The sequence below is a fragment of the Gammaproteobacteria bacterium genome, from assembly GCA_041395725.1.
GTDB lineage: Bacteria > Pseudomonadota > Gammaproteobacteria > Pseudomonadales > Pseudohongiellaceae > NORP240.
Window position 1 is genome coordinate 2099185 of sequence record JAWKZW010000001.1, and the last position, 21193, is coordinate 2120377.

At 56.4% G+C, this 21193-nt stretch carries 18 protein-coding genes; 10 read left to right on the forward strand and 8 right to left on the reverse strand.

The features are described 5' to 3' along the window. Positions 1 to 3: 3 nt before the first annotated feature. From R3F50_09285 to R3F50_09310, 6 genes are all read right to left on the reverse strand, one after another. Positions 4 to 819 (reverse strand): symmetrical bis(5'-nucleosyl)-tetraphosphatase, encoded by an 816-nt coding sequence (locus tag R3F50_09285; protein ID MEZ5490495.1) that lies wholly within the window; start codon positions 817 to 819, stop codon positions 4 to 6. Positions 820 to 1005: 186 nt separating this feature from the next. After that, on the reverse strand, positions 1006 to 1827 hold the full coding sequence (rsmA, locus tag R3F50_09290; GenBank protein MEZ5490496.1) for a 16S rRNA (adenine(1518)-N(6)/adenine(1519)-N(6))-dimethyltransferase RsmA: 822 nt from the start codon (positions 1825 to 1827) through the stop codon (positions 1006 to 1008). Between the two features lie 36 nt (positions 1828 to 1863). Next, complete coding sequence (gene pdxA, locus R3F50_09295; GenBank protein MEZ5490497.1) at positions 1864 to 2874, reverse strand: 4-hydroxythreonine-4-phosphate dehydrogenase PdxA; 1011 nt, start codon at positions 2872 to 2874, stop codon at positions 1864 to 1866. Positions 2875 to 2941: 67 nt separating this feature from the next. Then, a complete protein-coding gene (locus tag R3F50_09300; protein ID MEZ5490498.1) occupies positions 2942 to 4267 on the reverse strand; it encodes a peptidylprolyl isomerase in 1326 nt (441 codons plus the stop codon). 45 nt (positions 4268 to 4312) lie between these two features. Next, positions 4313 to 7027 (reverse strand): LPS-assembly protein LptD, encoded by a 2715-nt coding sequence (locus tag R3F50_09305; protein ID MEZ5490499.1) that lies wholly within the window; start codon positions 7025 to 7027, stop codon positions 4313 to 4315. A gap of 116 nt (positions 7028 to 7143) precedes the next feature. After that, positions 7144 to 8979: a mechanosensitive ion channel family protein gene (locus R3F50_09310; GenBank protein MEZ5490500.1), complete on the reverse strand. Its 1836-nt coding sequence runs from the start codon at positions 8977 to 8979 to the stop codon at positions 7144 to 7146. Positions 8980 to 9447: 468 nt separating this feature from the next. On the opposite strand from R3F50_09310, the gene R3F50_09315 reads away from it, so the two are divergent. Continuing rightward, entirely contained in the window at positions 9448 to 10488 is a 1041-nt protein-coding gene (locus R3F50_09315) for an aldo/keto reductase (GenBank protein MEZ5490501.1), read from the forward strand. 278 nt (positions 10489 to 10766) lie between these two features. Further along, positions 10767 to 11762: a transposase gene (locus R3F50_09320; protein ID MEZ5490502.1), complete on the forward strand. Its 996-nt coding sequence runs from the start codon at positions 10767 to 10769 to the stop codon at positions 11760 to 11762. Positions 11763 to 12155: 393 nt separating this feature from the next. Here the strand turns inward: R3F50_09320 and R3F50_09325 are convergent, their stop codons facing one another. Continuing rightward, a complete protein-coding gene (locus R3F50_09325; GenBank protein ID MEZ5490503.1) occupies positions 12156 to 13727 on the reverse strand; it encodes a carbon-nitrogen hydrolase family protein in 1572 nt (523 codons plus the stop codon). A 231-nt stretch (positions 13728 to 13958) separates the two neighbouring features. Beyond that, positions 13959 to 14195, reverse strand: coding sequence for a hypothetical protein (locus R3F50_09330; protein ID MEZ5490504.1), 237 nt, complete (start codon positions 14193 to 14195; stop codon positions 13959 to 13961). 257 nt (positions 14196 to 14452) lie between these two features. On the opposite strand from R3F50_09330, the gene R3F50_09335 reads away from it, so the two are divergent. The 8 genes from R3F50_09335 to R3F50_09370 all read left to right on the forward strand — a co-directional run bounded on the left by R3F50_09335 (position 14453) and on the right by R3F50_09370 (position 21115). Then, on the forward strand, positions 14453 to 15322 hold the full coding sequence (locus R3F50_09335) for an endonuclease/exonuclease/phosphatase family protein (GenBank protein MEZ5490505.1): 870 nt from the start codon (positions 14453 to 14455) through the stop codon (positions 15320 to 15322). Positions 15323 to 15325: 3 nt separating this feature from the next. After that, a complete protein-coding gene (locus tag R3F50_09340) occupies positions 15326 to 15682 on the forward strand; it encodes a DUF5329 domain-containing protein (GenBank protein ID MEZ5490506.1) in 357 nt (118 codons plus the stop codon). Between the two features lie 172 nt (positions 15683 to 15854). Beyond that, the gene (locus R3F50_09345) at positions 15855 to 16910 is read left to right on the forward strand and encodes a phosphotransferase (protein MEZ5490507.1); all 1056 of its coding nucleotides are present in this window, start codon (positions 15855 to 15857) and stop codon (positions 16908 to 16910) included. Continuing rightward, positions 16907 to 17596: a nucleotidyltransferase family protein gene (locus tag R3F50_09350; GenBank protein ID MEZ5490508.1), complete on the forward strand. Its 690-nt coding sequence runs from the start codon at positions 16907 to 16909 to the stop codon at positions 17594 to 17596. Before R3F50_09345 ends, R3F50_09350 begins: the two co-directional genes overlap by 4 nt. A gap of 3 nt (positions 17597 to 17599) precedes the next feature. Beyond that, positions 17600 to 18328 carry a DnaJ domain-containing protein gene (locus R3F50_09355; GenBank protein MEZ5490509.1) on the forward strand — a complete coding sequence of 243 codons (729 nt, stop codon included), beginning with the start codon at positions 17600 to 17602 and terminating at the stop codon, positions 18326 to 18328. Between the two features lie 280 nt (positions 18329 to 18608). Then, complete coding sequence (gene rpe / locus R3F50_09360; protein MEZ5490510.1) at positions 18609 to 19289, forward strand: ribulose-phosphate 3-epimerase; 681 nt, start codon at positions 18609 to 18611, stop codon at positions 19287 to 19289. Positions 19290 to 19316: 27 nt separating this feature from the next. Further along, positions 19317 to 20807, forward strand: a complete 1491-nt coding sequence (gene trpE, locus R3F50_09365) for an anthranilate synthase component I (GenBank protein ID MEZ5490511.1) — start codon at positions 19317 to 19319, stop codon at positions 20805 to 20807. Positions 20808 to 20890: 83 nt separating this feature from the next. Continuing rightward, on the forward strand, positions 20891 to 21115 hold the full coding sequence (locus tag R3F50_09370) for a hypothetical protein (GenBank protein ID MEZ5490512.1): 225 nt from the start codon (positions 20891 to 20893) through the stop codon (positions 21113 to 21115). Positions 21116 to 21193: the final 78 nt, after the last annotated feature.

The following is a 21193-nucleotide window of genomic DNA, read 5'->3' on the forward strand; positions in this document are numbered from 1 at the left end:
GGCCTATACGCTGAATAGTTTGTGGTCTTCCAGGCGCATCATGGTCAGCTCCCGACCCCAGACACAGCCGGTATCCAGGGCGTGCACGTGCTCCTTACCGGTGAAACCTTCCAGTGCCGCCCAGTGCCCGAACAGGATATTGGCTTTTGGTGTGATCTGTTCGAAATCGAACCAGGGCCGGAATCCTGCCGGGGTAAATGCCAGGCCTTCCTTGATGCTGAAGTCCATCCTGCCTTCCGCCGTGCAGAAACGGACCCGGGTGAGGTAATTGGTGATTACCCGCAGGCGTTTCATGCCGGTGAGATCATCGCTCCAGCAGTCCGGCTGATCGCCGTACATTTTTCTCAGGTACTTGAGAAAGTTGTCTCCCTTCAGCGCCAATTCCACTTCGGCGCCGTAATCCAGGGTTTTCTGCAGCGTCCATTGTGGCGCCACACCCGCGTGGAGCATCAGATAGCTCTGAATGCCGAACGAGGTTTCCATGCTGTCATAGTGAACCAGAGGCTTCTGGCGCAACCACTCGGCCAGTTGCGGGCTGTCCGGCGCATCCAGCAGCTTCTGCAGGGTATCCTTGTTGCGCGCTTCGATGCAGCCGTAATAAATCGCCAGATAGTGCAGGTCGTGATTACCCAATACGATCTGCACGGAATCGTCGATGTCGCTCAGGTAACGCAATGTGTCGAGGGATTTCGGGCCTCGATTGATCAGATCACCGACACACCAGAGCTCGTCCTGACCGGGGCAGAAGTCAACCTGCTTGAGCAGTTTCTTCAGGGGTTTGTAGCATCCCTGGATGTCGCCGATGGCGTAAACGGTCATTAATACTTCCGTAGCTGGATTGTTTAACGGGAACTCTACTGCACAGCTTACCGTGCAAAGTTTTCCTCGGGCCCGGTAAATTCAGAATTTAGAACGCGCAGGCAACTGCCGTAAGTATAGCACTACCGGTGCACACACCGGTTGCTTATCCGTATCGCCCCCGCGGTGGATGATTCTGCCCCGGTCTCAATTGCCGACAGGTTGTCCGGCGATGCTGTCGGCAATTCTTGCGTAGTCAGCAAGACTGAGATTTTCCGGCCGTAAAGTCACATCCAGCGACAGCTGTTGCAAGGTCTCTTCGGGGACAAGACTCCGCAGGCTGTTTCTCAGGGTCTTGCGGCGTTGCGTGAAGGCGGTGCGGATCACGTTCTGCAGGCATTCCACATCCTTTACGGTCACCGGGGGATTGTCGTGAGGAGTCAGTCTGACTATGGCCGAGCTCACTTTGGGTTTGGGTGTGAATGCCGCCGAGGGAACGTTGAATAAATGTTCCACTTTGCAGAAGTACTGCGCCATCAGGCCGAGGCGCCCGTAGTTGTTGTCTCCGAGGCCTGCCGCCAGTCGATTGACGACCTCCAGTTGCAGCATAAAAGTCATATCCTTGATCAGGGTTTGTTGTCGCAGCAGGTGAAAGATAACAGGCGTGGATATGTTATACGGCAGATTCCCGACAATCCGCAGCGATCGCGGCTGGTCAGTAAGCTGAGAGAGGTCAAATTTCAGTGCGTCTCCCTGGTGAATATGAAAATATTTTTCCTGCTGAAGGGTTCTGGCGAGATAGTCGACCAGGTCTCTGTCCAGCTCGATAGTATCCAGTCTCCCACATTTGTGCAGCAGGTGGCGGGTCAGCGCGCCTTTGCCGGGGCCGATCTCTACGACATGATCCTGCGGTTGCGGGTCGATAGAATCTATTATCCGCTCGATTACAGTTTCGTCATGGAGAAAGTTCTGACCAAAGCGCTTTCTCGGGGTATGGCGAAAAGCATCTGGTCTGGCGCGATTGTTCACGATAAGGGGTCTCCGTCAGGGACTGCGAGCGGCTGTTTACCGGCCGCGGGCTTGAGTACTTTGCTGAACCATCTGTTGTGCGGTAGCGATGGCGTGATACAGGCTGCCGCAATCTGCGGCGCCGGTACCAGCCAGGTCCAGTGCGGTGCCATGGTCTACTGAGGTGCGGATGATGGGCAGTCCCAGAGTGATATTGCTGGCCCGGCCAAAGCCCTTGAACTTCAACACCGGCAATCCCTGATCGTGGTACATGGAAAGCACCGCATCGGCATCGGCCAGGTACTTGTCCGTGAACAGGGTATCGGCTGGCAGGGGACCGATAAGAGTCATACCCCTGGTACGCAGAGATTCGAGAACCGGCTCAATGATTTCGATTTCCTCCCGTCCCAGATGTCCGCCTTCACCGGCGTGAGGGTTGAGTCCACAGACCAGGATGCGGGGCCTTGCGATGCCGAACTTACTGCGCAGGTCAGCATCGAGAATGGTGATGATCTTGCGTAATCGCTCGGGGGTGATGGCCTCAGGTACCTGCGCCAGTGGCAGATGGGTTGTCACCAGGGCTACCCGAAGCCCTTCGGTGGCCAGCATCATGACCGTAAGCGATTGTTGGCAAAGCTCTGCCAGGAACTCCGTGTGACCGGAGAAGGGGATGCCTGCCTGATTGATAATGCCCTTATGCACCGGGCCGGTCACGAAGGCATCGCCCTGGTGTTGCTGGCACAGAGTAACCGCCAGTTGCAGGGTTTCCAGTACGTAAGGCGCATTGGCCACATCGGCCGTGCCGACAACACAGGGGGCACGCAGAGTCACCGGTGCAATCAGCAGCCTGCCTGGTTTGCTGGCCTGGCGAGGAGCCACCGGATCAAACAGTGTCAGCTCCAGAGGTAAGCCCAGCAGACTGGCCCGCTCGGCCATCAGTTGCGGGTCCGCCACCACGACAAGTTCGCAATCAGCAGGCGGCTGCTGTGCCACCTGAATGCAGATGTCCGGGCCGATACCGGCCGGCTCCCCCGGGGTGATGATAAGTCGCTGGATCGGCTCACTCATTGCGTAAATTCTTGGTCCAGCGTCGTTGCGCTACTACCGAAGCCGTATTACCGGCGATGTCGTGGTTCTACTCTTTGAATTCGACGAATGCAGACTCGCGAATCTCTATCAGCCAATTCTGCAGCTCCAGGTCGAATTTGCGGTTGCGCAAGGCATTTTCGGCCTGTGATCTGCTGAACTGCTGGCTCAGGTCCCGCTCCCGGCGGCCCAGTACCTCGGCGATGTGCCAGCCCGTGGCAGTGCGGAAGGGTTCGCTCAATTCGCCGATTTCCAGCTCGTCTACCACAACTTCCATTTCCGGAGGCATGCCGCCTTCGTTTACCCAGTCCAGGTCACCGCCGGCTACGACCGAAGAGGCGTCGTCGGAATTCTGCCGGGCCAGGTTCTCAAAGTCCTCCCCGCTGATGATACGTTCCCGCAGGCGTGAAACCAGCGCCTGAGCCTGCTCGTCGGTGCGGATTTCATTGGGAGAGACCATAATGTGACGAATATGGGTCTGATTCACTACCCGGTCGGTTCCGCCCCGCATGTCAGCCAGTTCGATAATATGGAACCCATTGCCGGCCCGAACCGGCCCCGTCACCTGGCCGACCCGCATGTCCGGTACCAGTTCCGCGAACAGACTTGGAATCTGCTCCAGCCGGCGCCAGCCCAGGCTGGTCGAGCCTACCTGAAAGCGTCGGTTCAGCCGTGCTTCAGCAACCAGTTCCTGAAAGTCCACGCCGTTTTCGGCGAGCGAGACCAGTTGAGAGGCAAATTGCAGTTTTTCTTCAACTACCTGACGTGAATCCCCTTCGTTGATCGGAATCAACAGATCCTCGACCAGATAGTCGGGCGCCATGGCCGCACGCCCCATCTCCGAGTTGAGGAAGTTCTCAATTTCCTGCTCGGTAATGTTGATGCGGCGATTGACCAGGCCCCGCTGCAGTTCCTGCAGGGTCAGTTCCCGGCGCACCTGCTCCCGGGTCTGGCGGTACACGCCTGCCTGTTGGAGCGCGGAGATATACTCGTCGAAGCTCAGGTTGCTCTGCTGTGCGAGATTGGCCATCACCCGGTTCAGGGTATCGTCGTCGAAGCGGATACTGGCGCGCTCGGCCATCTGTAACTGGATGCTTTCCAGGACCAGGATGTCCAGCAATTCTTTCCGCAGCTCCTCCATGGGGGGCAGCGGTCGGTTGGCCTGCCTGGCCTGGGCAAGTATTTCCGCAAGCCGGGAGTCCAGCTGGCTCTGCAGTATGACGTCGTCATCGACAATGGCGATTACCCTGTCCAGGCTGATGCGCTGGGCCTGGGAGTCCAGAGAGAGTGTCATCAGGCACAGTGCCATCAAAGGCGCGACTAACAGAACGGCTGGCTTGCGCCAGTCGGTAAACCGGTAAGTGTGTCTATTCATAAAGTGTGTTCATAAAGTCTGGTTATCTAAAGACGGTCTTAAAAATCAGGGCTGATCAGGGTCGCGGAATCCCTGGATACTATCACTTAACAGGTTGCTCAGTCCCCCGCCGGTGATATTGCCCAGACCATGCAGGGTGAACTGAAAGAACACCCCCCGGTCGGGTTCGACATTGGCCAGAAAAAGCTGGAAAGGCCGCACCCATTCCCGGGCGATTACCCGGATTGTCGTGCAGCAGTTACTGAATTCGACACCGGCAAAGGTCTCCAGGTTCCGGGAATTGGCGTGGTCATAGTTCCAACGACCGAGAAGTCGCCAACTATTATTCAATGGCAATACCACAGAGGCGTCGGTTTGCTTGATACGGGGGTCGATATTCGGACCCAGCAGAAAATCCGGCAGGGTAATGACATCCCGGAACCGATAGGCAAGATCAAAAATCAGATTATCAGGCGACTGGAAATTGAAATTGAAACTACCCTCGATAACATCCTGCTGTTCCTCATCCCACTGCAGGTCGGCGCCGAGGCGCCAGTACTCGCTGAACGCGTAGCGGAACTCACCAACCAGAGCCGAACTCGAGCTGGATGTGGAATAGAGGGGCACCCAGGATTGCAGGGGGTTGCTCAGAGTCACCTGCCGGTCTTCGAAATAGGTGATCTGCCCCAGACTGACCCGGGCCCGTTCCCGGCCGTTGTTGTCGAGGATGCGACTGGTGACGGCAGCTGTCAACTGGTCGGCATTGGTCACCCGGTCACCGCCAGCAAAACGATCGTCGCGAAATAACTGATTGAAGCTGAAGCTATACTCAGTAGTGTCGAACAACGGTAACGTACTCTGGTCTTCGAACTCACTGTTCAGGTAGTAAAGCCGGGGTTCAAGGGTCTGGGTAAAGCCGTTGCCAAACTGCATCGGGCGTTCAAAAACAAGCCCGGTATCGAGGCTCATCACGGCTACGCCGATTTCCGGGTCTTCCTCGGTATAAATACCCTGATCCTGCAGGTCATAGCCAATATGGTGGTACTTGGCCGTGGGCCTGACAAACCATCCGGGGGTTTCCAGTGCCAAGCTTATCCGAGGCTCCAGATTGACCCGATTGCCGGTTACCAGCGCGCCGGCCTGAATCTGTTCCTGGCTCAGCAGCGACTCGGTCAGGTTCCGGTCGAAGCTGGTAAATTCTGCATCCAGTCCGAAACGAAGATCACCCAGGATCGGCAGATCGCTGCTGAGTTTCATCTGTGGCAGACGGTCGAAGGGGCGGGTCAGATCTGACAGTGAGAACCGTGAATCGAGGAATGGGTCCAGCACCTGGTTTCGCTGTACGTTGAGGCTGGCCTGCAGCAGATCGCTGCGAAAATTCACTCGACCCTGGCGGTTCAGATTCGTGCGACTGGACACGTTGAGGCCGCTGCCGCCGAAATCGTCGAAGTAGGCATAGTCGCTGACGGCGTTGTAATCGACATAGGTCGTCAGGTTGTCGCCAATTCTGCCGGTATGCTCGAAACCGATAAACCAGCGATTTTCCTGAGGCGGTCGTTCGATGTCAGGGGTACCGGTGCTGTCCGCCTGGTACCGTTTGTCGCCGGCAAGATGGGAAACATTCAAGGTATTCATGGACCAGTTCGCCAGGTAGCGGGCTTCACCGTTGACGAGCAGACCCCGGTCGGAGATCAGGCGTGGCGCCAGTGTGGCATCGTAATTCGGGGCGAGGTTCAGGTAGTAGGGTGCCTGCAGATCGGTGCCGCCATCCCGGGTCGAGCCAATGCTGGGTGCCAGAAAACCGGATACCCGTTCGTCGCTGAGAGGGAATGTCAAAGTGAATGGGAAGTAGAACACGGGAAAGTCACGTATTCGCAAACTGGTTCCCTTGGCGTAGCCACGGCCGGCCTGCTGGTCGATCACAATGCTGCTGGCACTGAGCTGCCAGAATTCACTTCCCGGTTCGCAGCGGCTGAATTCACCATTGGTGATGGTCAGCAGATTGCTCTCGGAAGAATACACGATGCTCTCGGCTCTACCATGGGTTCCGCTGGCATGGAGCACATACCGGGCATTGCCCAGACGACTGCTCGTGGCCTGGGAATCGATGAATGCCGAGCTGCCTCGCATCAATACGCCCGGTTCGCGGAACTCCACGTTGCCTTCCATCAGCACCGAGCGGTCTGCGCCGCTGATGGTGGTTGCCTGATCGTTGTTGACGGTGCGGCTCCCCTGACGAACCTGCACGACGCCGTTGATACTAAGGGTGTCATCCGGCAGGCGGGTGAAACCCCGCTCGGTGGTAAATTGGATCGGCGCACCGGCAGGGCTCTCAGTGGTGCTGCCAGGCTCTCTGGCCGGCTCGATGAAGGCACCGCAGCAGTTATCCGGAATGCCGGCGAGCTCGCCCGGGCTCAGCTGATCCCTGGGTACCCAGTCCAGCTCGTTACCTCGATTCGCCGGCGGGGCGGTGCGGGATGGGTTCACGCCTCTGGATGCCACCGGGCCGGGTATGGCTCGGTCAGGGGGGGTGACCTGGGTTGGTCTGATACCGACCGCGCCACCGGGGTCTCGATTGTCGCTGTTACCGTTGGCTGGGGCCGGGGCTGGCTGGAATGGTAATGTACTGGTGCAGATCCAGCCGTCACCACTGTCGTTGGGGTGGCAGTCGAAAATGTTACCGTCCTGGCCCTGAGCGGGCGGAGAGGACTGCAGAGCCAGCAACCCCGCTGAAAAGATGACGGAATATCTGGCGCTGAGACGATGTTTTTTTGCTGACATCTTTCGGAATTCTGGCTGATTTCGGTCGGGCCAGGGTCACGGATGGATCAGTGCGCCGACAGTGCCTGGTCTCTGGTTAGACAGGGCTCGCATGATAAAGCATTTTGTCCGGGCCTTCACCTTGGATCGGTGTTGAGCGTATCGTCCGTCTCTGGGTATCCCACCGTTTCGCCATCACCAGGGCCGGGCGCCACCTTTTTTTTACTCTTACTACGGCGCTTCGCAGTGGGCCTGGCGGGTTCCGTCGGAGGCAGGGCCGCCGACTGACTGGGAGCGGTAACAAGATGCAGTTCCCGCTGCGGAAAGGGTATGGAGATCCCCTCACGGTCAAACCGCAGTTTCACCTCGCGGATGATGTCCCAATAGACGGTCCAGTAATCTTCTGTCCTGCTCCACGGACGCACAATAAAATTGACCGAGGAGTCCGCCAGCTCATTGAGCCGGATTACCGGTTCCGGTTCCGGCAGCACCAGTTCATGCCTGGAGACGATCTCTTTCAAAATGTTCTCGGCCTTCTCTATGTCATCCGAATAGGCTATGCCGAACACCATGTCCACGCGCCTGACCTTCTGAGCGGTGACATTCTTGATGATGCCGCCCCAGATCATGGAATTCGGCATGATGATGCGCTGGTTATCAAACGTATGGATGGTGGTGTTAACCAGACTCATCTGGGCGACTTTGCCGGCCATGCCGTTCAGCTCGACCACATCGCCGACGTCGTAGGGCCGATAAAAAAGAATCATCATTCCAGACGCGAAATTTGAGAGTGAGTCCTGCAGGGCGAAACCGATGATGAAACCGGCAATACCCAAGCCGGCGAGCAGTGGGCCAAGGGATATGCCAATCTGTGCCAGTGCGAACAAGATACCCAGCACCAGTACCAGATTCCCTGCCGTGGAAACGATCATGCGGCGCAGCAGTTCGGACAATTTCAGTTTTGATCGTTCCAGGCCCCGCTCCATCATTCGCCTGGCCACCCGGGACAGTTTGAAGGCGACAATCAGTACGATCAGAAAGACCACTACACCGATCACCAGGTCAGGACCTTCATTGATGGCGTAATCCAATGCCTGCTCGCTCCAGCTGGCCAACAGGTCGCCGAGAATCTGGGTATCGAAGGCATCCGACGTAATGGCTCCGGTAGTGACTACCAACTGCTCACGGAACTCCGCGGTTTCTGCGTCCAGTGCGTCAAGCTCGGCTACCACGTCCTGCAGTGAATCGGCGATGGCATTGACCCGCGCCACGGCCAGGCTCACCTGGGCCGCCAGGTCAGAATCACTTGGCAGGGTGCCGGAAGCGGCTCTTTTGTCCACCACCTGCTGCTGAGCCAGGTTCAGGTACACAGACAGGCTGACGGCGCGTCGCTCCAGGCTTTCCAGATAGGTGCTTTGCGCCGCGTCAGTGTTGTAGTCCAGCTCTACCATGGCTGCCAGGCTGTCAGCTGCCTGGGCGACCAGGCGATCGGCGGTGCGCAGATTGTCAAAAAAACGGCGATTGGCCGTCGTCTGTTCCACGGCGGACAGACTCGCATCGGGGTACACAACATTCTGTTCCAGCTGCCCCCACGCTCCGGTGGCGATGCGCAGGTTGTCGTCCAGATACGCCCTCGCACCGTCTGCATACTCCTCGTAGAGTTCGGTCTGGTCCTTTATTCCGGCTACTGCCCTGGCGAATGCCAGCTGCTGGGCAATCAGGTCGATCCGTTCCTGGTTCAACCGGTTTTGCAGGGCTCTGTTGACCTCTGGATTGTCAGCGGGTGAGCGCGCGGCAATTGCCTCCAGCAGGGACTGTTGCCGGTTGATATTCGCCAGGCGGTCGTCCAGACGTTCCCGCTGATTCTCATTGCCATCGGTTGCCGGCTGGGTAGCCTGCTGCTGGGCCTGCGCCATACCGGCAAGCAGGGTCCAGAGCAGTGAGACGAGTAAAAGCTGGGAAAGTCGTTTCATGGTTGGCTGAACCCCGCAGGCGCTTTGTTACAGTTGGCGCCAATATGTGAGGCGCAGAGACAAAGCGTCGATATTATTGTTGGTGGCAGTGCTTGGCAAGTTCAGTCGCAAGATGACACCAAGGATCTATAACAGTCCTGGTGCAGCTCCCCGTCAGCCGTGTACAAAGCCTCTGAACTTTGACTTTGCCGACCAGACGCTGCCCCGTTGCTGACGGACCGGTTTCTCTTTTTCAACGTTACCACAAGAATCCAGAAGAAGGACTGCTCATCCTGCCATTCACAAGAAAGTATCGCCCCCTCGCAGTGCCTGGCTGCGTGCCACCCGGGCACCCTGCACAGCCCGGCCAAGGGTCAGTACGGTTGTGTCCGGTGTCGGAGCGGTCGATCCGGTGGCGCACTTTGCTTGCCGTGTGCGGACCGGTATAGTGGCTGCTGAAATTCACCCACCGAAGCGCAGGAGCGTCACATGAAATACCGAAACTTGGCCGATACCGGCGTTTTTGTTTCTGAACTTTGCCTTGGCACGATGACTTTCGGCGGCCAGGGGCAGATCTGGGAAACAATCGGCGGGCTGCATCAGTCGGAAGCTGACGCGCTGGTGGGACGAGCCCTGGACCAGGGCATTAATTTTATCGATACCGCCAATGTCTATTCGGCCGGCGAATCGGAGATCATGACCGGCAAGGCGCTGCGGGGCAAACGCCACGACGTGGTACTGGCCACCAAGGTGCGAGGCCGAATGGGCCCCGGCCCCAACGACGTGGGGTTGTCACGCCTGCACATCATGCAAAGCGTGGAGGCCAGCCTCAAGCGTCTCGACACCGACTACATCGATCTGTTCCAGATCCACAGGTGGGACGAGTACACCAGCCTGGAAGATACCCTGCGCGCACTGGACGACCTTGTCCGCCAGGGTAAGGTGCGATACATCGGCTGCTCCAATCTGCCCGCCTGGGAACTCATGAAAGCCCTGGGTATTTCCCGTGCGCAGGGGCTGGAAACGTTTAAAACCACCCAGTCCTACTATTCGCTGGTGGGCCGCGAACTGGAGCGGGATACAATCCCGCTGATCGAGAATCAGGGTCTGGGTCTGCTGGTGTGGAGCCCCCTGGCGGGTGGGTTTCTCAGTGGCAAGTTCACCAGGCAGTCTGAGGGTGAGGGGCGTCGTGCCAGTTTTGATTTTCCGCCCATTGATCGGGAAAAGGGCTACGACATCGTCGATGTGCTGGTCCGTATCGCCAGCGAGAAAGCCGTCAGCCCGGCGCAGGTGGCCCTGGCCTGGATACTGGCGAACGACGCCGTAACCAGTGTGATTATCGGCGCGCGGCGACTTGATCAACTGGAGGATAACCTGGGCGCAGTGGCGGTCCAGCTTACTGATAAGGAACTAGAAGCCCTGGGTGCCGTGAGCCAGCTACCCGCGCCTTACCCGCACTGGATGGAATCGTTGGGGTCTGATCGACGCCCTGGTGAAGAGCGGCGTTTTGATAAACAAGAAGACAATTAATTGCCAGCTGCCGCATCTGCCCGGAGACTTCAGAGTGGCAGCAGGCTCTGCCACCCGGCTTTATCTTGATCTGTCTTGCGCGACTGTTACCTGACGTGCTCTGACATAGTCTTCCCAGGAAGAACACAATAAATAGCAAAAAAATAAATAGGACACCCAAAAAAGTAGAATAATCAGTAGAATAATCAGGACACCCACAGATTTTTTGTGTTTATTTAGCATATATTCCGATATCGACTATAACTGTTAGTAAGTGTTTCTGGTTCACGGAGGAACCGATGCCCTTAGCCCGATATCGCCTGGTCGATCCCGGTACCACGCCTTACTATCACTGCATTTCCCGCTGCGTGCGCCGGGCATTTCTGTGCGGTAGGGATAGCTGCACCGGTCGAAACTTCGATCACCGTAAACAGTGGATTCTTGATCGTATCAAACGGCTTTCCTCAGCTTTTGCTATTGACGTCTGCGCCTACGCAATCATGTCCAATCACTTTCATCTGGTTTTGTGTATAGATTCTCAGGCCGCCACCGGGTTGTCCGACAAAGAAGTGATAGAGCGTTGGCTTCTGCTGTTTAAAGGACCAGAACTGGCCAGGAAACACCTGGCAGGCGAATCGCTGACGGCCTGGGAATCGAAAGCATTGCTTTCACTCGTGGAAGTTTGGCGATCGCGATTATCGGACCTGAGTTGGTATATGCGTTGTCTGAATGAAGCCATCGCCAGGCAGGCCAATGCTGAAGACAATTGCACGGGTCGCTTCTGGGAGGGCCGTTTCAAGAGCCAGGCCCTACTGAATGAGGCCGCATTGATCAGCTGTATGGCCTATGTTGATCTGAACCCGATCAGGGCAGAGATTTGTGATACGTTGGAGTCCTCAGATTTCACGTCAATCCAGGAGCGACTCCGTGATTGGTCATCCTCGCAATCGAAGGGCAAAAAAACTTGGCTCAAGCCTTTGAAAAGCCCTGGGGGACCAGATTCAAGAGATAAAATTCCCATTCAAAGCTTGGATTACTTCGAATTGGTTGACTGGACAGGCAGAGCTATCCGCCACGACAAACGAGGAGCTATACCCGCGCAAGTAGAACCGATTCTTAAGAGATTGAACGTAGTAGAGAAAAATTGGGTGGAAAACACGGAACAGTTTGGCAGGCGCTTTTATCGGGCCCTGGGTCGTGTTAATCAAATAAGAAAACTGGCGAGAAGAAGTAATCAGCGCTGGCTTCACGGATTAAAAGCGGCACAAGGATTTTATCATTACCCTTGTTCTTGATTTATTCTCTCCAATTGTTTGAAACAATAATTCCAACAGATAGATGGAATTTACTAAGCAAGAATTAATCACGTTTGCTTTAAGAATTGCTGAGGATGAAATTCTCTATCCTGATTTTCAGTAATAGATCCTAATGTTTGTAGCTACTGGCTTGAGAAGGACGACAACGTTCTAACCAACTAAACTGTGGGTGTCCTATTTGAGTAAACTAAACTGTGGGTGTCCTATTTGAGTAAACTAAACTGTGGGTGTCCTATTTGAGTCTCATGAGTTCGCTACTGGCTTGAGAAGGACGACAACGTTCTAACCAACTAAACTGTGGGTGTCCTATTTGAGTACCGAAAACATCGGGCAATTGAATTCGACAGGCCGGCCAGCCGCGTCCGATCTGTATTACACCCGTTTGGGACCGGTCCAAACGACCTTGTAAAGCTCACGCCTGCGGTCCAGGTAGTTACGCACTGATCCCTCGTTCTGCAGCGCTTTCAGCTTTTCAAAGTCAAGGTCGACGATCAGCATCATCTCGGTGTTGGGCGTGGTTTCCGACACGATGGCGTCATGGGGAAAGGCAAAATCCGAGGGTGAAAACACGGCGGAGTGGCCGTACTGAATATCCACGTTGTCCACCTTCGGCAGGTTGCCTACACTGCCGGCTATCGCCACGTAACATTCATTTTCAATGGCTCGGGCCTGGGAACAGCGACGCACACGTAGATAACCATTCTTAGTGTCGGTCCAGAAGGGTACGAACAGGATCTGCACTTCCTTTTCCGAGAGCAGCCGGGAAAGCTCCGGGAACTCCACATCGTAGCAGATCAGAATTCCGACTTTACCAAAGTCCGTATCGAAAACTTTGAGTTCGTCCCCACCCTGCATTACCCAGTCTCGCTTCTCGTGTGGGGTCGGGTGTATTTTGTACTGTTTGTCTACGGTCCCGTCACGACGGCACAGAAAGCTGACGTTATAGAGTTCGTCGTTTTCTATTATTGGCATGGAACCGGCAACCACATTGATGTTATAGCTGACAGAAAGTCGCGAGATGGCGGTGTAAAGTTGCTCGGTATATTCAGCCAGATGCCAGATCGAATCGATCGAGGACTCCGGTTTTTCTGCCAGACCCATCAGGGGGGCGTTAAAAAATTCCGGGAATACCGCCACGTCGCACTGGTAACTGGACAATGCATCAATGAAATATTCGACCTGCTGCAGCAGTTCCTTTACGTCATTGAAGTAGCGCATCTGCCACTGGACCAGCCCGACCCTTGCGGTTGACTTGGTGACCCCGATGAGCTGATCTGACTCAGCGTCGTAATAGATATTGTGCCACTGCAGCAGAGTGGCGAATCCCTTTGATTCCCTATCTTCCGGTAGATAGGATTTGAGTATCTGTTTGACCTCAAACCCGTTGGACAGCTGAAAGGTCAGGATCGGGTCGAAGATATCCTTGGATTTGACTTTTTCAATGTACTCATAGGGAGTCAGTTCGTCAGAGTACTTGCTGTAGTTGGGGATCCTGCCACCGGCGATAATGGATTTCAGATTCAGGTTTCGGCACAGCTCCTTGCGGGCATCGTACAGGCGACGGCCCAGCCGCAGGCCGCGATACCGGGGAGACACCATAACTTCGATGCCATAGAGTACGTCCCCTTTCGGATCATGGGTGGTCAGGTAGGCATCACCGGTGATTTCATTATAGGTGTGTTTGTCCCCGAAGCGGTCGTAATCGACGATCAGCGAGAACGCCGCTGCGATTACTTTACCCTTGTCCACCAGGCAGAACTGACCCTCCGGGAATACATCCAGCTGGGCCTGAAATTTCTTCAACGGCCAGTGCCCGCCCATGGCACTGTAGATTTCATCCTGCAGGGCAACGATACCGTCGTAATCCTCCACTGTGAGGTGGCGTAACTCGAGTTTGTGTTTCTCGACGAGCTGAGTGTCGACTACTACTACCTGGTCAGTCATGATTGTCTCCAGACAAGGTCCAAGAGCAAAATACGTTGGGTCACGGTGCTGAATTCCGCCCGGATTAGATCTGTCATGTTAGCAGATCGCGGGATTTCAGGCTGTGAATAATTTGCGGAACGCTGTATCAGCTTAAGGCTGGCGCTGACCGCAGATAGGTCTCTTCCCGGAACTTCTGCTGATAGGCCGGTGCGCGACTTAGCCCCTTAAAGCCGCACTTTGGCATCCCAGTCAGGCAATCAGGTTCTCGAAGGAGGGCTGCAGGATAGTGGTCCTGAGGGTCCCCTGGCAGCGGCTGCAGTTCTCCGGATCCAGGATGTCGAAGTTCAGTACCGTTGACAGGCTTAATCCAACGACCAGCGGAATTTCGACACCACCAGCAATCGAAACGGCCCGCGCCATTGGCAGAGTCGTCGTCAATATTGTGCATTTCGAGGAGAATTCCGGCACCACGGCGTGGTTCGCCATGGCAGTGACCCGTCCCCCGGCGACACCAGGTCTGTCTGAGCCTGAACCTGGTTACGGATCTCATTTATCAGCCCTCCGGCGGAAATCCGGGTGTCGGCCAGCACAGAACCGGACAGCAGGCTCAGGGGATTGAATGAGCACCGTTCATTAGTCGAAGTGGAAAACAGGAGGTAAACTTGGTACTCTGAGCAGCAATAAATTTTATCCGCTCCACACCTTTTCTGAACTCTGAAACCATTGGCCGGGAAGTTCTGCCAATGCGCTGCAAAGAATCTGACGCACCCATGAAAGAAGTCTTCCTATTGATCAGCTCAGCTTTGCTGGTTTCCCTGTTGCACACCGCCCAGGCGGGCGAAGCAAACCATGGTGCTCTGCAACTTGATACGCAGGCGGCCTGTTACCAGGCGGTGGGCAGCAACGACGGTGCGCCGGTAAGAGAGGCGTTGCGGGGCCGGGAAATCTCACTGGTCAGCTGGAATATTGAGAAGGGCAGTAACTCTGGCTGGCGCCGTGACCTCAGGCGGCTGACTAAAGATGCCCATCTGGTGATGTTGCAGGAAGCAGTACTCTCCGAGGAGATGCTTCCCCGCCGGCAGGAAGATTTTCGTTTCTGGTCATTTTCACCTGGCTACCAGACCGCGGAAGCCGGCAGCGGGGTTATGACTCTGAGTCGATCCGCCCCCGGAATTCTGTGCAGCCTTCAGCACCAGGAGCCCTGGCTGAACACGCCGAAGGCGGCCAGCATCACCCGCTATCGCCTGGCTGAGTCCAGTCAGGATCTGCTGTTGGTAAATGTGCATCAGATTAATTTCGCCTTTGGCCTGGCCGATTTTGCCCGGCAGTTAGAGGACCTGGCGGCGGTGATGGCGCAACATGACGGGCCGATGATTCTGTCAGGAGATTTCAATACCTGGAAACTCTCCAGGTGGAATGTGTTGAAGGAGATTACGGCAAATCTCGGCTTTGATTCAGTGACGTTCAGTCCGGATTATCGGAAAAGGTTTATGGGTAACCCGCTCGATCATGTCTTCGTCAGGGGACTCCAGGTAACCGCCAGCTATACCGAACAGGTCCGCTCATCCGACCACAATCCGCTGATCCTGAAGTTGATGCTGGAAGAGGTTTGAGAAATGAAGGTTTTACCCTTTTTGGGAACGATCATTATTTTATTGGCGCCACCGTTAGCGCTGGCCCTGGAGCCGCAAGAGGAAATCCAGGCCCTGGTGATGACGGTCGAACAGAGTGGTTGTACGTTCCACCGCAACGGCAGTACCCACGATTCAGCCGCAGCTGCCGATCATATGCGGTTGAAGCTGCGCCGCGGCAAGCGTTACGCAAAGACAGCCGAGGATTTTATCGAGAACCTGGCAACCAAGAGCTCCTGGACCGGCCGGCTCTATCAGATCGAATGTGAGGCCGGTCGGCCGGAGCCGTTGAATGAGTGGTTGACTGCGCATCTGGCCAAGCTGCGAAGTGGTGAGCAGTGAATACCTGTTTCTATCGGCTTTCAATTGCAGACAAGGATAGCGGGCAAAGGGGACAGATGCGGGCACGGAAGACAGACAGGGATGCCTCAGCCAGAGTCGTGGCAGGTGACAAATCACTTCAGGGGTCCCCGGTCAGTGATGATGCCGTTATTTTGGCAAGTGGCATCAGTCGATGAGCAGAGAAGCCGAGCTGACCGCCTGGGCACACCGGGAAATCGCCCGCCTGACCAACGAGCCCGCCGTGACTGTGCCTTTACAAAGTCTCAGCGGCGACGCCAGCTTCAGACGTTATTTCCGCGCCCGACTGCCGGATAACAGTTTTATCGTCGTAGACGCACCTCCAGAGACAGAAGACAATCCCGGCTTCGTGCGCATTGCCGATGCCCTGCGGGCTGGGGGCATGGTGACTCCACGGGTTCTTGCCGTGGAATTTCAACACGGCTTTATGTTGCAGGAAGATTTCGGTGACGCGCTTTACCTGCAGGCGTTACAGCAGGACCGGCAGTCCCCTCAGCTGGTCAATGGTCTTTACCGGCGCGCCATTGATACACTGGTAACGCTGCAGAAAAATGTTCCGCCCGACGGCTTCCCCCCTTATGACAGCGCGCTGCTGCATCGTGAGATGCAACTGTTCCCGGACTGGTTTTGCGGTCGGTTCCTGGAACTGCAGCTGTCTGCGGAAGAGCAGGGGCTGATCCAGGCCAGCCAGCATTTTCTGGCGGCCAACGCCCTCGGCCAGACTCAGGTGGTGGTGCACCGTGACTACCATTCACGCAACCTGATGATTCCTGATCCGACCCGTTATGGGCCGGAATCCGTTCCAGCAGTAATTGATTTCCAGGACGCTGTCGTCGGGGCCTACACCTATGATCTCGTCTCCCTGTTGCGGGATTGTTACATCAGCTGGCCGCTTGCCCAGGTACAGGAACTGGCACGCTATTACCGGCAACAGGCCGAGGACAGGCAGGTTATAGCAGGCCTGGACGAGGCAGAATTTTTCCGGCAATTCGATCTTATGGGACTGCAACGCAACCTGAAGGTGATGGGGATATTTGCCCGCCTGTGTATCCGCGATAACAAACCTCAGTTTCTGGCCGATATTCCACAGACGATGCGGTACTTTATGGAAGTGGCAGTTAACTACGCGGAACTCGGGGAACTGGTCGACTGGTTCCGCCAGCGCATTCTGCCACTGGCGAAGGAGCGGCTTCCTGCAGGACAGTTATGAAAGCGATGATTCTGGCGGCGGGCCTGGGCAAGCGTATGCGGCCGCTGACCGACAATCTGCCCAAGCCACTGTTGCTGGTGGCGGGCAAGAGCCTTATCCAGCATCAGATTGAGCGCCTGGTCGCCAATGGTATCCACGACATCGTGATCAACCATTGCTACCACGGTGACCAGATAGAAAGTCACCTGGGCGACGGCGCCCGGCTGGGCGCTGCCATCCAGTATTCCCGCGAGACCCTGAGGCTGGAAACTGCCGGCGGTATCATCAAGGCGTTACCCTTGCTTGAAGACGACTGCTTCGTGGTGGTGAACGCCGACGTGTGGACGGATTTCCCTTTTGCCAGCCTTCAGCCCTTGGACGGCAGCGACAACCTGGCGCATCTGGTGCTGGTTCCCAACACCGAGCACCATCGCGCTGGTGACTTCTACCTCGGCAGCACGGGGCGCATAAACGCAGAGCATCAGCAACTGGACGAGCGACTGACCTTCAGCGGCATCAGCGTGCTTCATAAAGCGCTGTTCACGGCGCAACCGGCAGGGCCTCTGCCGCTGTTGCCAGTGCTCAATCAGGCCATCGGCGAGGGCAGGGTCAAAGGCGAGGTTTTTACCGGTACCTGGATTGACATCGGAACCCCTGAAAGATTTCGACAATTGAACGATATAGAGAGCAGGAGGACTGTGGAGTGACTCATGCTGCAATCGTTACTGCATTCGGGGTATAAGAAAGCCATCACCGCGCGCCTTAGTGGCGAGGGGCGGGGAATCGTCGTGCCCGATGGAGGCCGTACGGCCAACACCTTTAACCGGGCGATTTTCATGCTGTTCGGCCGGCTCGCCAGAATGGATGGGCAGGTAACCGCTGAAGCGATCCATAACTGCAATCGGATCATGCTGTTACTGGGACTTGACCCAGCCGCCCGGCAACTGGCGATCGGTTATTTTAATGAAGGCAAGCCTATTACGGCGCCGGTCAAAGACGCGACAAGGGCCCTGATGCGCTTTATCGGACGTCGCAGCGATCTGGCACGGCTTTTTGTCAAAACCCTGGGAGATGCAGCCAGCCTGGACGGGGGAATTGGCCTGCAACAGCGTATCCTGCTGAGGGATGTGGCCGAGATCTGCGGCTTCAGCAAGCCCGAATACGAAGAAATCTGCCTGGGCCGGTTGCCGTACGGCGAATATTCCACCCTCACCACGGACTCCAGGCTTAGCAAGGCCTACACGGTACTGCAGCTCACTCCCGGTGCCGAAGCGCGAGAAATCAAGCGCGCCTACCTGCGGCTGGTATCCCGACACCACCCTGATAAACTGATCACCCAGAAACTCTCTGCCGAGGCTCTGCAGAAGGCTCAGGAACAGTTCGCCAATATCAGGGAGGCCTATGAGGTGCTGAGCGGCAGCCGCAAAATGCGGGCCTGATCCCTGGTCTGGCGGCGCTGGCTCAGCACCATCGGGGCGTGAGGTCATTGCACGACCCCCAAGGCTGCGGAAAATGATCCCATGCCTTATTCTGCCAGGAGGAAGCTCCGTTCCCCGGGCCGTCAGTTCGTCGAGGAATACTTCTACGCGCAAACCCGGTAAAATGTCGCCCGTCTGGCTGGCAGCGCAGCTATTTGCCGTGTTTGCAGCCAGGTGACTGAACAGATCAGCAAAGTAAACGGGCAGGCAAGTTTCGAGACCAGCCACAGTCAGGGAAACTATGAAAGACTATCTAATTGCACCCTCCATTCTCAGTGCGGATTTCGCCCGGCTGGGGGACGAGGTTAACGCGGTGCTCAGCGCAGGCGCCGACGTAGTGCATTTCGATGTCATGGACAACCATTATGTGCCCAACCTGACTATCGGCCCCATGGTCTGCAAGGCGCTGCGCAAGCATCAGATTACCGCACCGATCGATGTGCACCTGATGGTGACGCCGGTTGACAGGCTGATTGAGGATTTTGCTGAAGCCGGGGCCGATTACATCAGCTTTCACCCGGAGGCGAGTTACCATGTGGATCGTTCGCTGCAGCTGATCAGAGACCTTGGCTGCAAAGCCGGCCTGGTCTTCAACCCGGGCAGCAGCATCGACTGCCTGCAATACCTGCTGGACAAACTGGATGTCATTCTGCTGATGTCGGTTAACCCGGGGTTCGGCGGACAGAAGTTTATCCCGTCGACATTGCCGAAGCTGCAACAGGTACGGCGGATTATCGATGACAGCGGCTACCCGATCCGCCTGGAAGTGGACGGCGGCGTCGGAGTTAACAATATCGCGGAGATTGCCGCGGCTGGAGCGGACATGTTCGTGGCCGGCTCGGCCATCTTCAATAGCGATGATTATGCCGCGACCATCGCAGCCCTGCGGACAGAACTGGCCCGCGGCGACGGCAGTAAGTGACCTGTAGACTGGCGATAGCGACCTACCATGAAAGAGCAGCAATTCAACACACTGGCGCAGCAGGGCTATAACCGTATTCCGGTGACGCGGGAAGTGCTGGCCGACATGGAAACGCCGCTGAGTACCTATCTCAAGCTGGGCAAGGGTAAGTACAGCTACCTGTTCGAGTCAGTCCAGGGCGGCGAAAAGTGGGGGCGTTACTCCATCATCGGGCTGCCTTGCCGCACTGTACTGCGGGTGGTCGATAAGCAGATTTCCGTTGAGACCGATGGCCGGCAGGTGGAACAGGTTGAACGTGACGACCCCTTCGAGTTTGTCGCGGAATTCCAGAACCGCTTCAGGGTGGCCGACCTGGATGACACGCTGCGGTTTTCCGGCGGGCTGGTTGGTTATTTCTGTTACGACAGTGTCCGCTACGTCGAACCGGTAATCGGCCCGGCCCGGGGCCGGGACGAGATCGGCAGTCCCGAAGTGCTGCTTATGCTGTCGGAAGAAGTGGTGGTGTTCGACAACCTGAAAGGCACTATCCTTTTTACCCTCAATGTGGACCCGGCGCAGCCAGAAGCCTATCAGCTGGCCCAGGCGAGACTTGATGAGCTGGAAGCGGCCCTGTCGAACCCTGTCGATTTACCTGCCAACTGTGTGGGTACGCCTGTAAAGGCTGACGACTTCAAGTCCAGCTTTCGGCAACAACCGTTCGAGGACGCAGTTCGTCGTATCAAGGATTACATCGTAGCGGGCGACGTCATGCAGGTAGTACTGGCACAGCGGATGTCGGTGCCCTTTGAGGGGGAAGCGCTGAATGTTTACCGCGCTCTGCGGCATCTTAATCCTTCCCCCTATATGGTGTATTTCGAGCTGGGTGATCACCAGGTGGCCAGTGCGTCACCGGAGATACTGGCCCGGGTGGAATCGGGCAAGGTGACGGTAAGGCCTTTGGCCGGTACTCGCCGCCGGGGCAGGACTGAAGAGGAAGACCTGGCACTGGAGAAGGAGCTGCTGGCTGACGAAAAGGAAATCGCGGAGCACCTGATGCTGATCGACCTGAGCCGTAATGATTCGGGTCGGGTCTCGAAGACCGGCAGTGTGAAGGTGCCGAGCAAGATGTTCGTGGAACGATACTCCCACGTCATGCACATTGCCTCCATTGTTGAGAGCGAAATCCGCGAGGATAAAACTGCCCTGGACGTGCTGAAGGCGACTTTACCGGTGGGTACATTGAGCGGTGCACCCAAGGTGCGTGCCATGGAGATCATCGACGAGCTGGAGCCGGTCAAGCGGGGTATTTACGGTGGCGCCATGGGCTACCTGGGCTGGAATGGCAACATGGACATGGCTATCGCTATCCGCACGGCGGTAATCAAAAACGGCACGCTGTACGTTCAGGCCGGTGCAGGCATCGTCGCCGACTCGGTCCCCACGTCAGAATGGGAAGAAACCCAGAACAAGGCCAGGGCCATTGTCAAAGCAGTACAGCTGGCGCAGAACGGGCTGAGCCTGGATGATCAGGTCGGCTAACGTCTGAGCAGGGCGAGTCTTTAGTTCACCCGCAGGCGTGACATCCCGCACCCGTTTCAGCTGGAGTCGATACCGCAACAAGTATGTCCACGGCCCTTAAAATCGTCTGCGTATTACTTGTATCGTTAAGTCTTCCGGGTATCCTGGTCACACTGTTTGCCGGTGCCGTCACGGTGAGCCTGCTTTGGTCTGAATTCTTTCCCGATCCAACGGATAGTGCCCAAGGCATGGCGATGCTGGGGCTCGTCCCGATGATCGTGTGGACCCTGCTGGGGCTCGCTTACCTGCTTGTTCTCAGGTTGCTGTGATTTCTGGCGAAGAAAGTTGTGTTCTGACTCCTGAGGGCAAGCGGGCTATCAGCGGCGGCCAGGTAAACTACACCCTCG

Coding starts and splice junctions, on each gene's coding strand:
- R3F50_09300 (MEZ5490498.1), bottom strand. CDS start 4,267: ATGAATAGACACACTTACCGGTTTACCGACTGGCGCAAGCCAGCCGTT.
- R3F50_09355 (MEZ5490509.1), top strand. CDS start 17,600: ATGCTGCAATCGTTACTGCATTCGGGGTATAAGAAAGCCATCACCGCG.
- R3F50_09330 (MEZ5490504.1), bottom strand. CDS start 14,195: ATGGCGAACCACGCCGTGGTGCCGGAATTCTCCTCGAAATGCACAATA.
- R3F50_09350 (MEZ5490508.1), top strand. CDS start 16,907: ATGAAAGCGATGATTCTGGCGGCGGGCCTGGGCAAGCGTATGCGGCCG.
- R3F50_09325 (MEZ5490503.1), bottom strand. CDS start 13,727: ATGACTGACCAGGTAGTAGTAGTCGACACTCAGCTCGTCGAGAAACAC.
- R3F50_09340 (MEZ5490506.1), top strand. CDS start 15,326: ATGAAGGTTTTACCCTTTTTGGGAACGATCATTATTTTATTGGCGCCA.
- R3F50_09315 (MEZ5490501.1), top strand. CDS start 9,448: ATGAAATACCGAAACTTGGCCGATACCGGCGTTTTTGTTTCTGAACTT.
- R3F50_09370 (MEZ5490512.1), top strand. CDS start 20,891: ATGTCCACGGCCCTTAAAATCGTCTGCGTATTACTTGTATCGTTAAGT.
- rpe (MEZ5490510.1), top strand. CDS start 18,609: ATGAAAGACTATCTAATTGCACCCTCCATTCTCAGTGCGGATTTCGCC.
- trpE (MEZ5490511.1), top strand. CDS start 19,317: ATGAAAGAGCAGCAATTCAACACACTGGCGCAGCAGGGCTATAACCGT.
- R3F50_09320 (MEZ5490502.1), top strand. CDS start 10,767: ATGCCCTTAGCCCGATATCGCCTGGTCGATCCCGGTACCACGCCTTAC.
- R3F50_09305 (MEZ5490499.1), bottom strand. CDS start 7,027: ATGTCAGCAAAAAAACATCGTCTCAGCGCCAGATATTCCGTCATCTTT.
- R3F50_09335 (MEZ5490505.1), top strand. CDS start 14,453: ATGCGCTGCAAAGAATCTGACGCACCCATGAAAGAAGTCTTCCTATTG.
- R3F50_09285 (MEZ5490495.1), bottom strand. CDS start 819: ATGACCGTTTACGCCATCGGCGACATCCAGGGATGCTACAAACCCCTG.
- R3F50_09310 (MEZ5490500.1), bottom strand. CDS start 8,979: ATGAAACGACTTTCCCAGCTTTTACTCGTCTCACTGCTCTGGACCCTG.
- pdxA (MEZ5490497.1), bottom strand. CDS start 2,874: ATGAGTGAGCCGATCCAGCGACTTATCATCACCCCGGGGGAGCCGGCC.
- R3F50_09345 (MEZ5490507.1), top strand. CDS start 15,855: ATGAGCAGAGAAGCCGAGCTGACCGCCTGGGCACACCGGGAAATCGCC.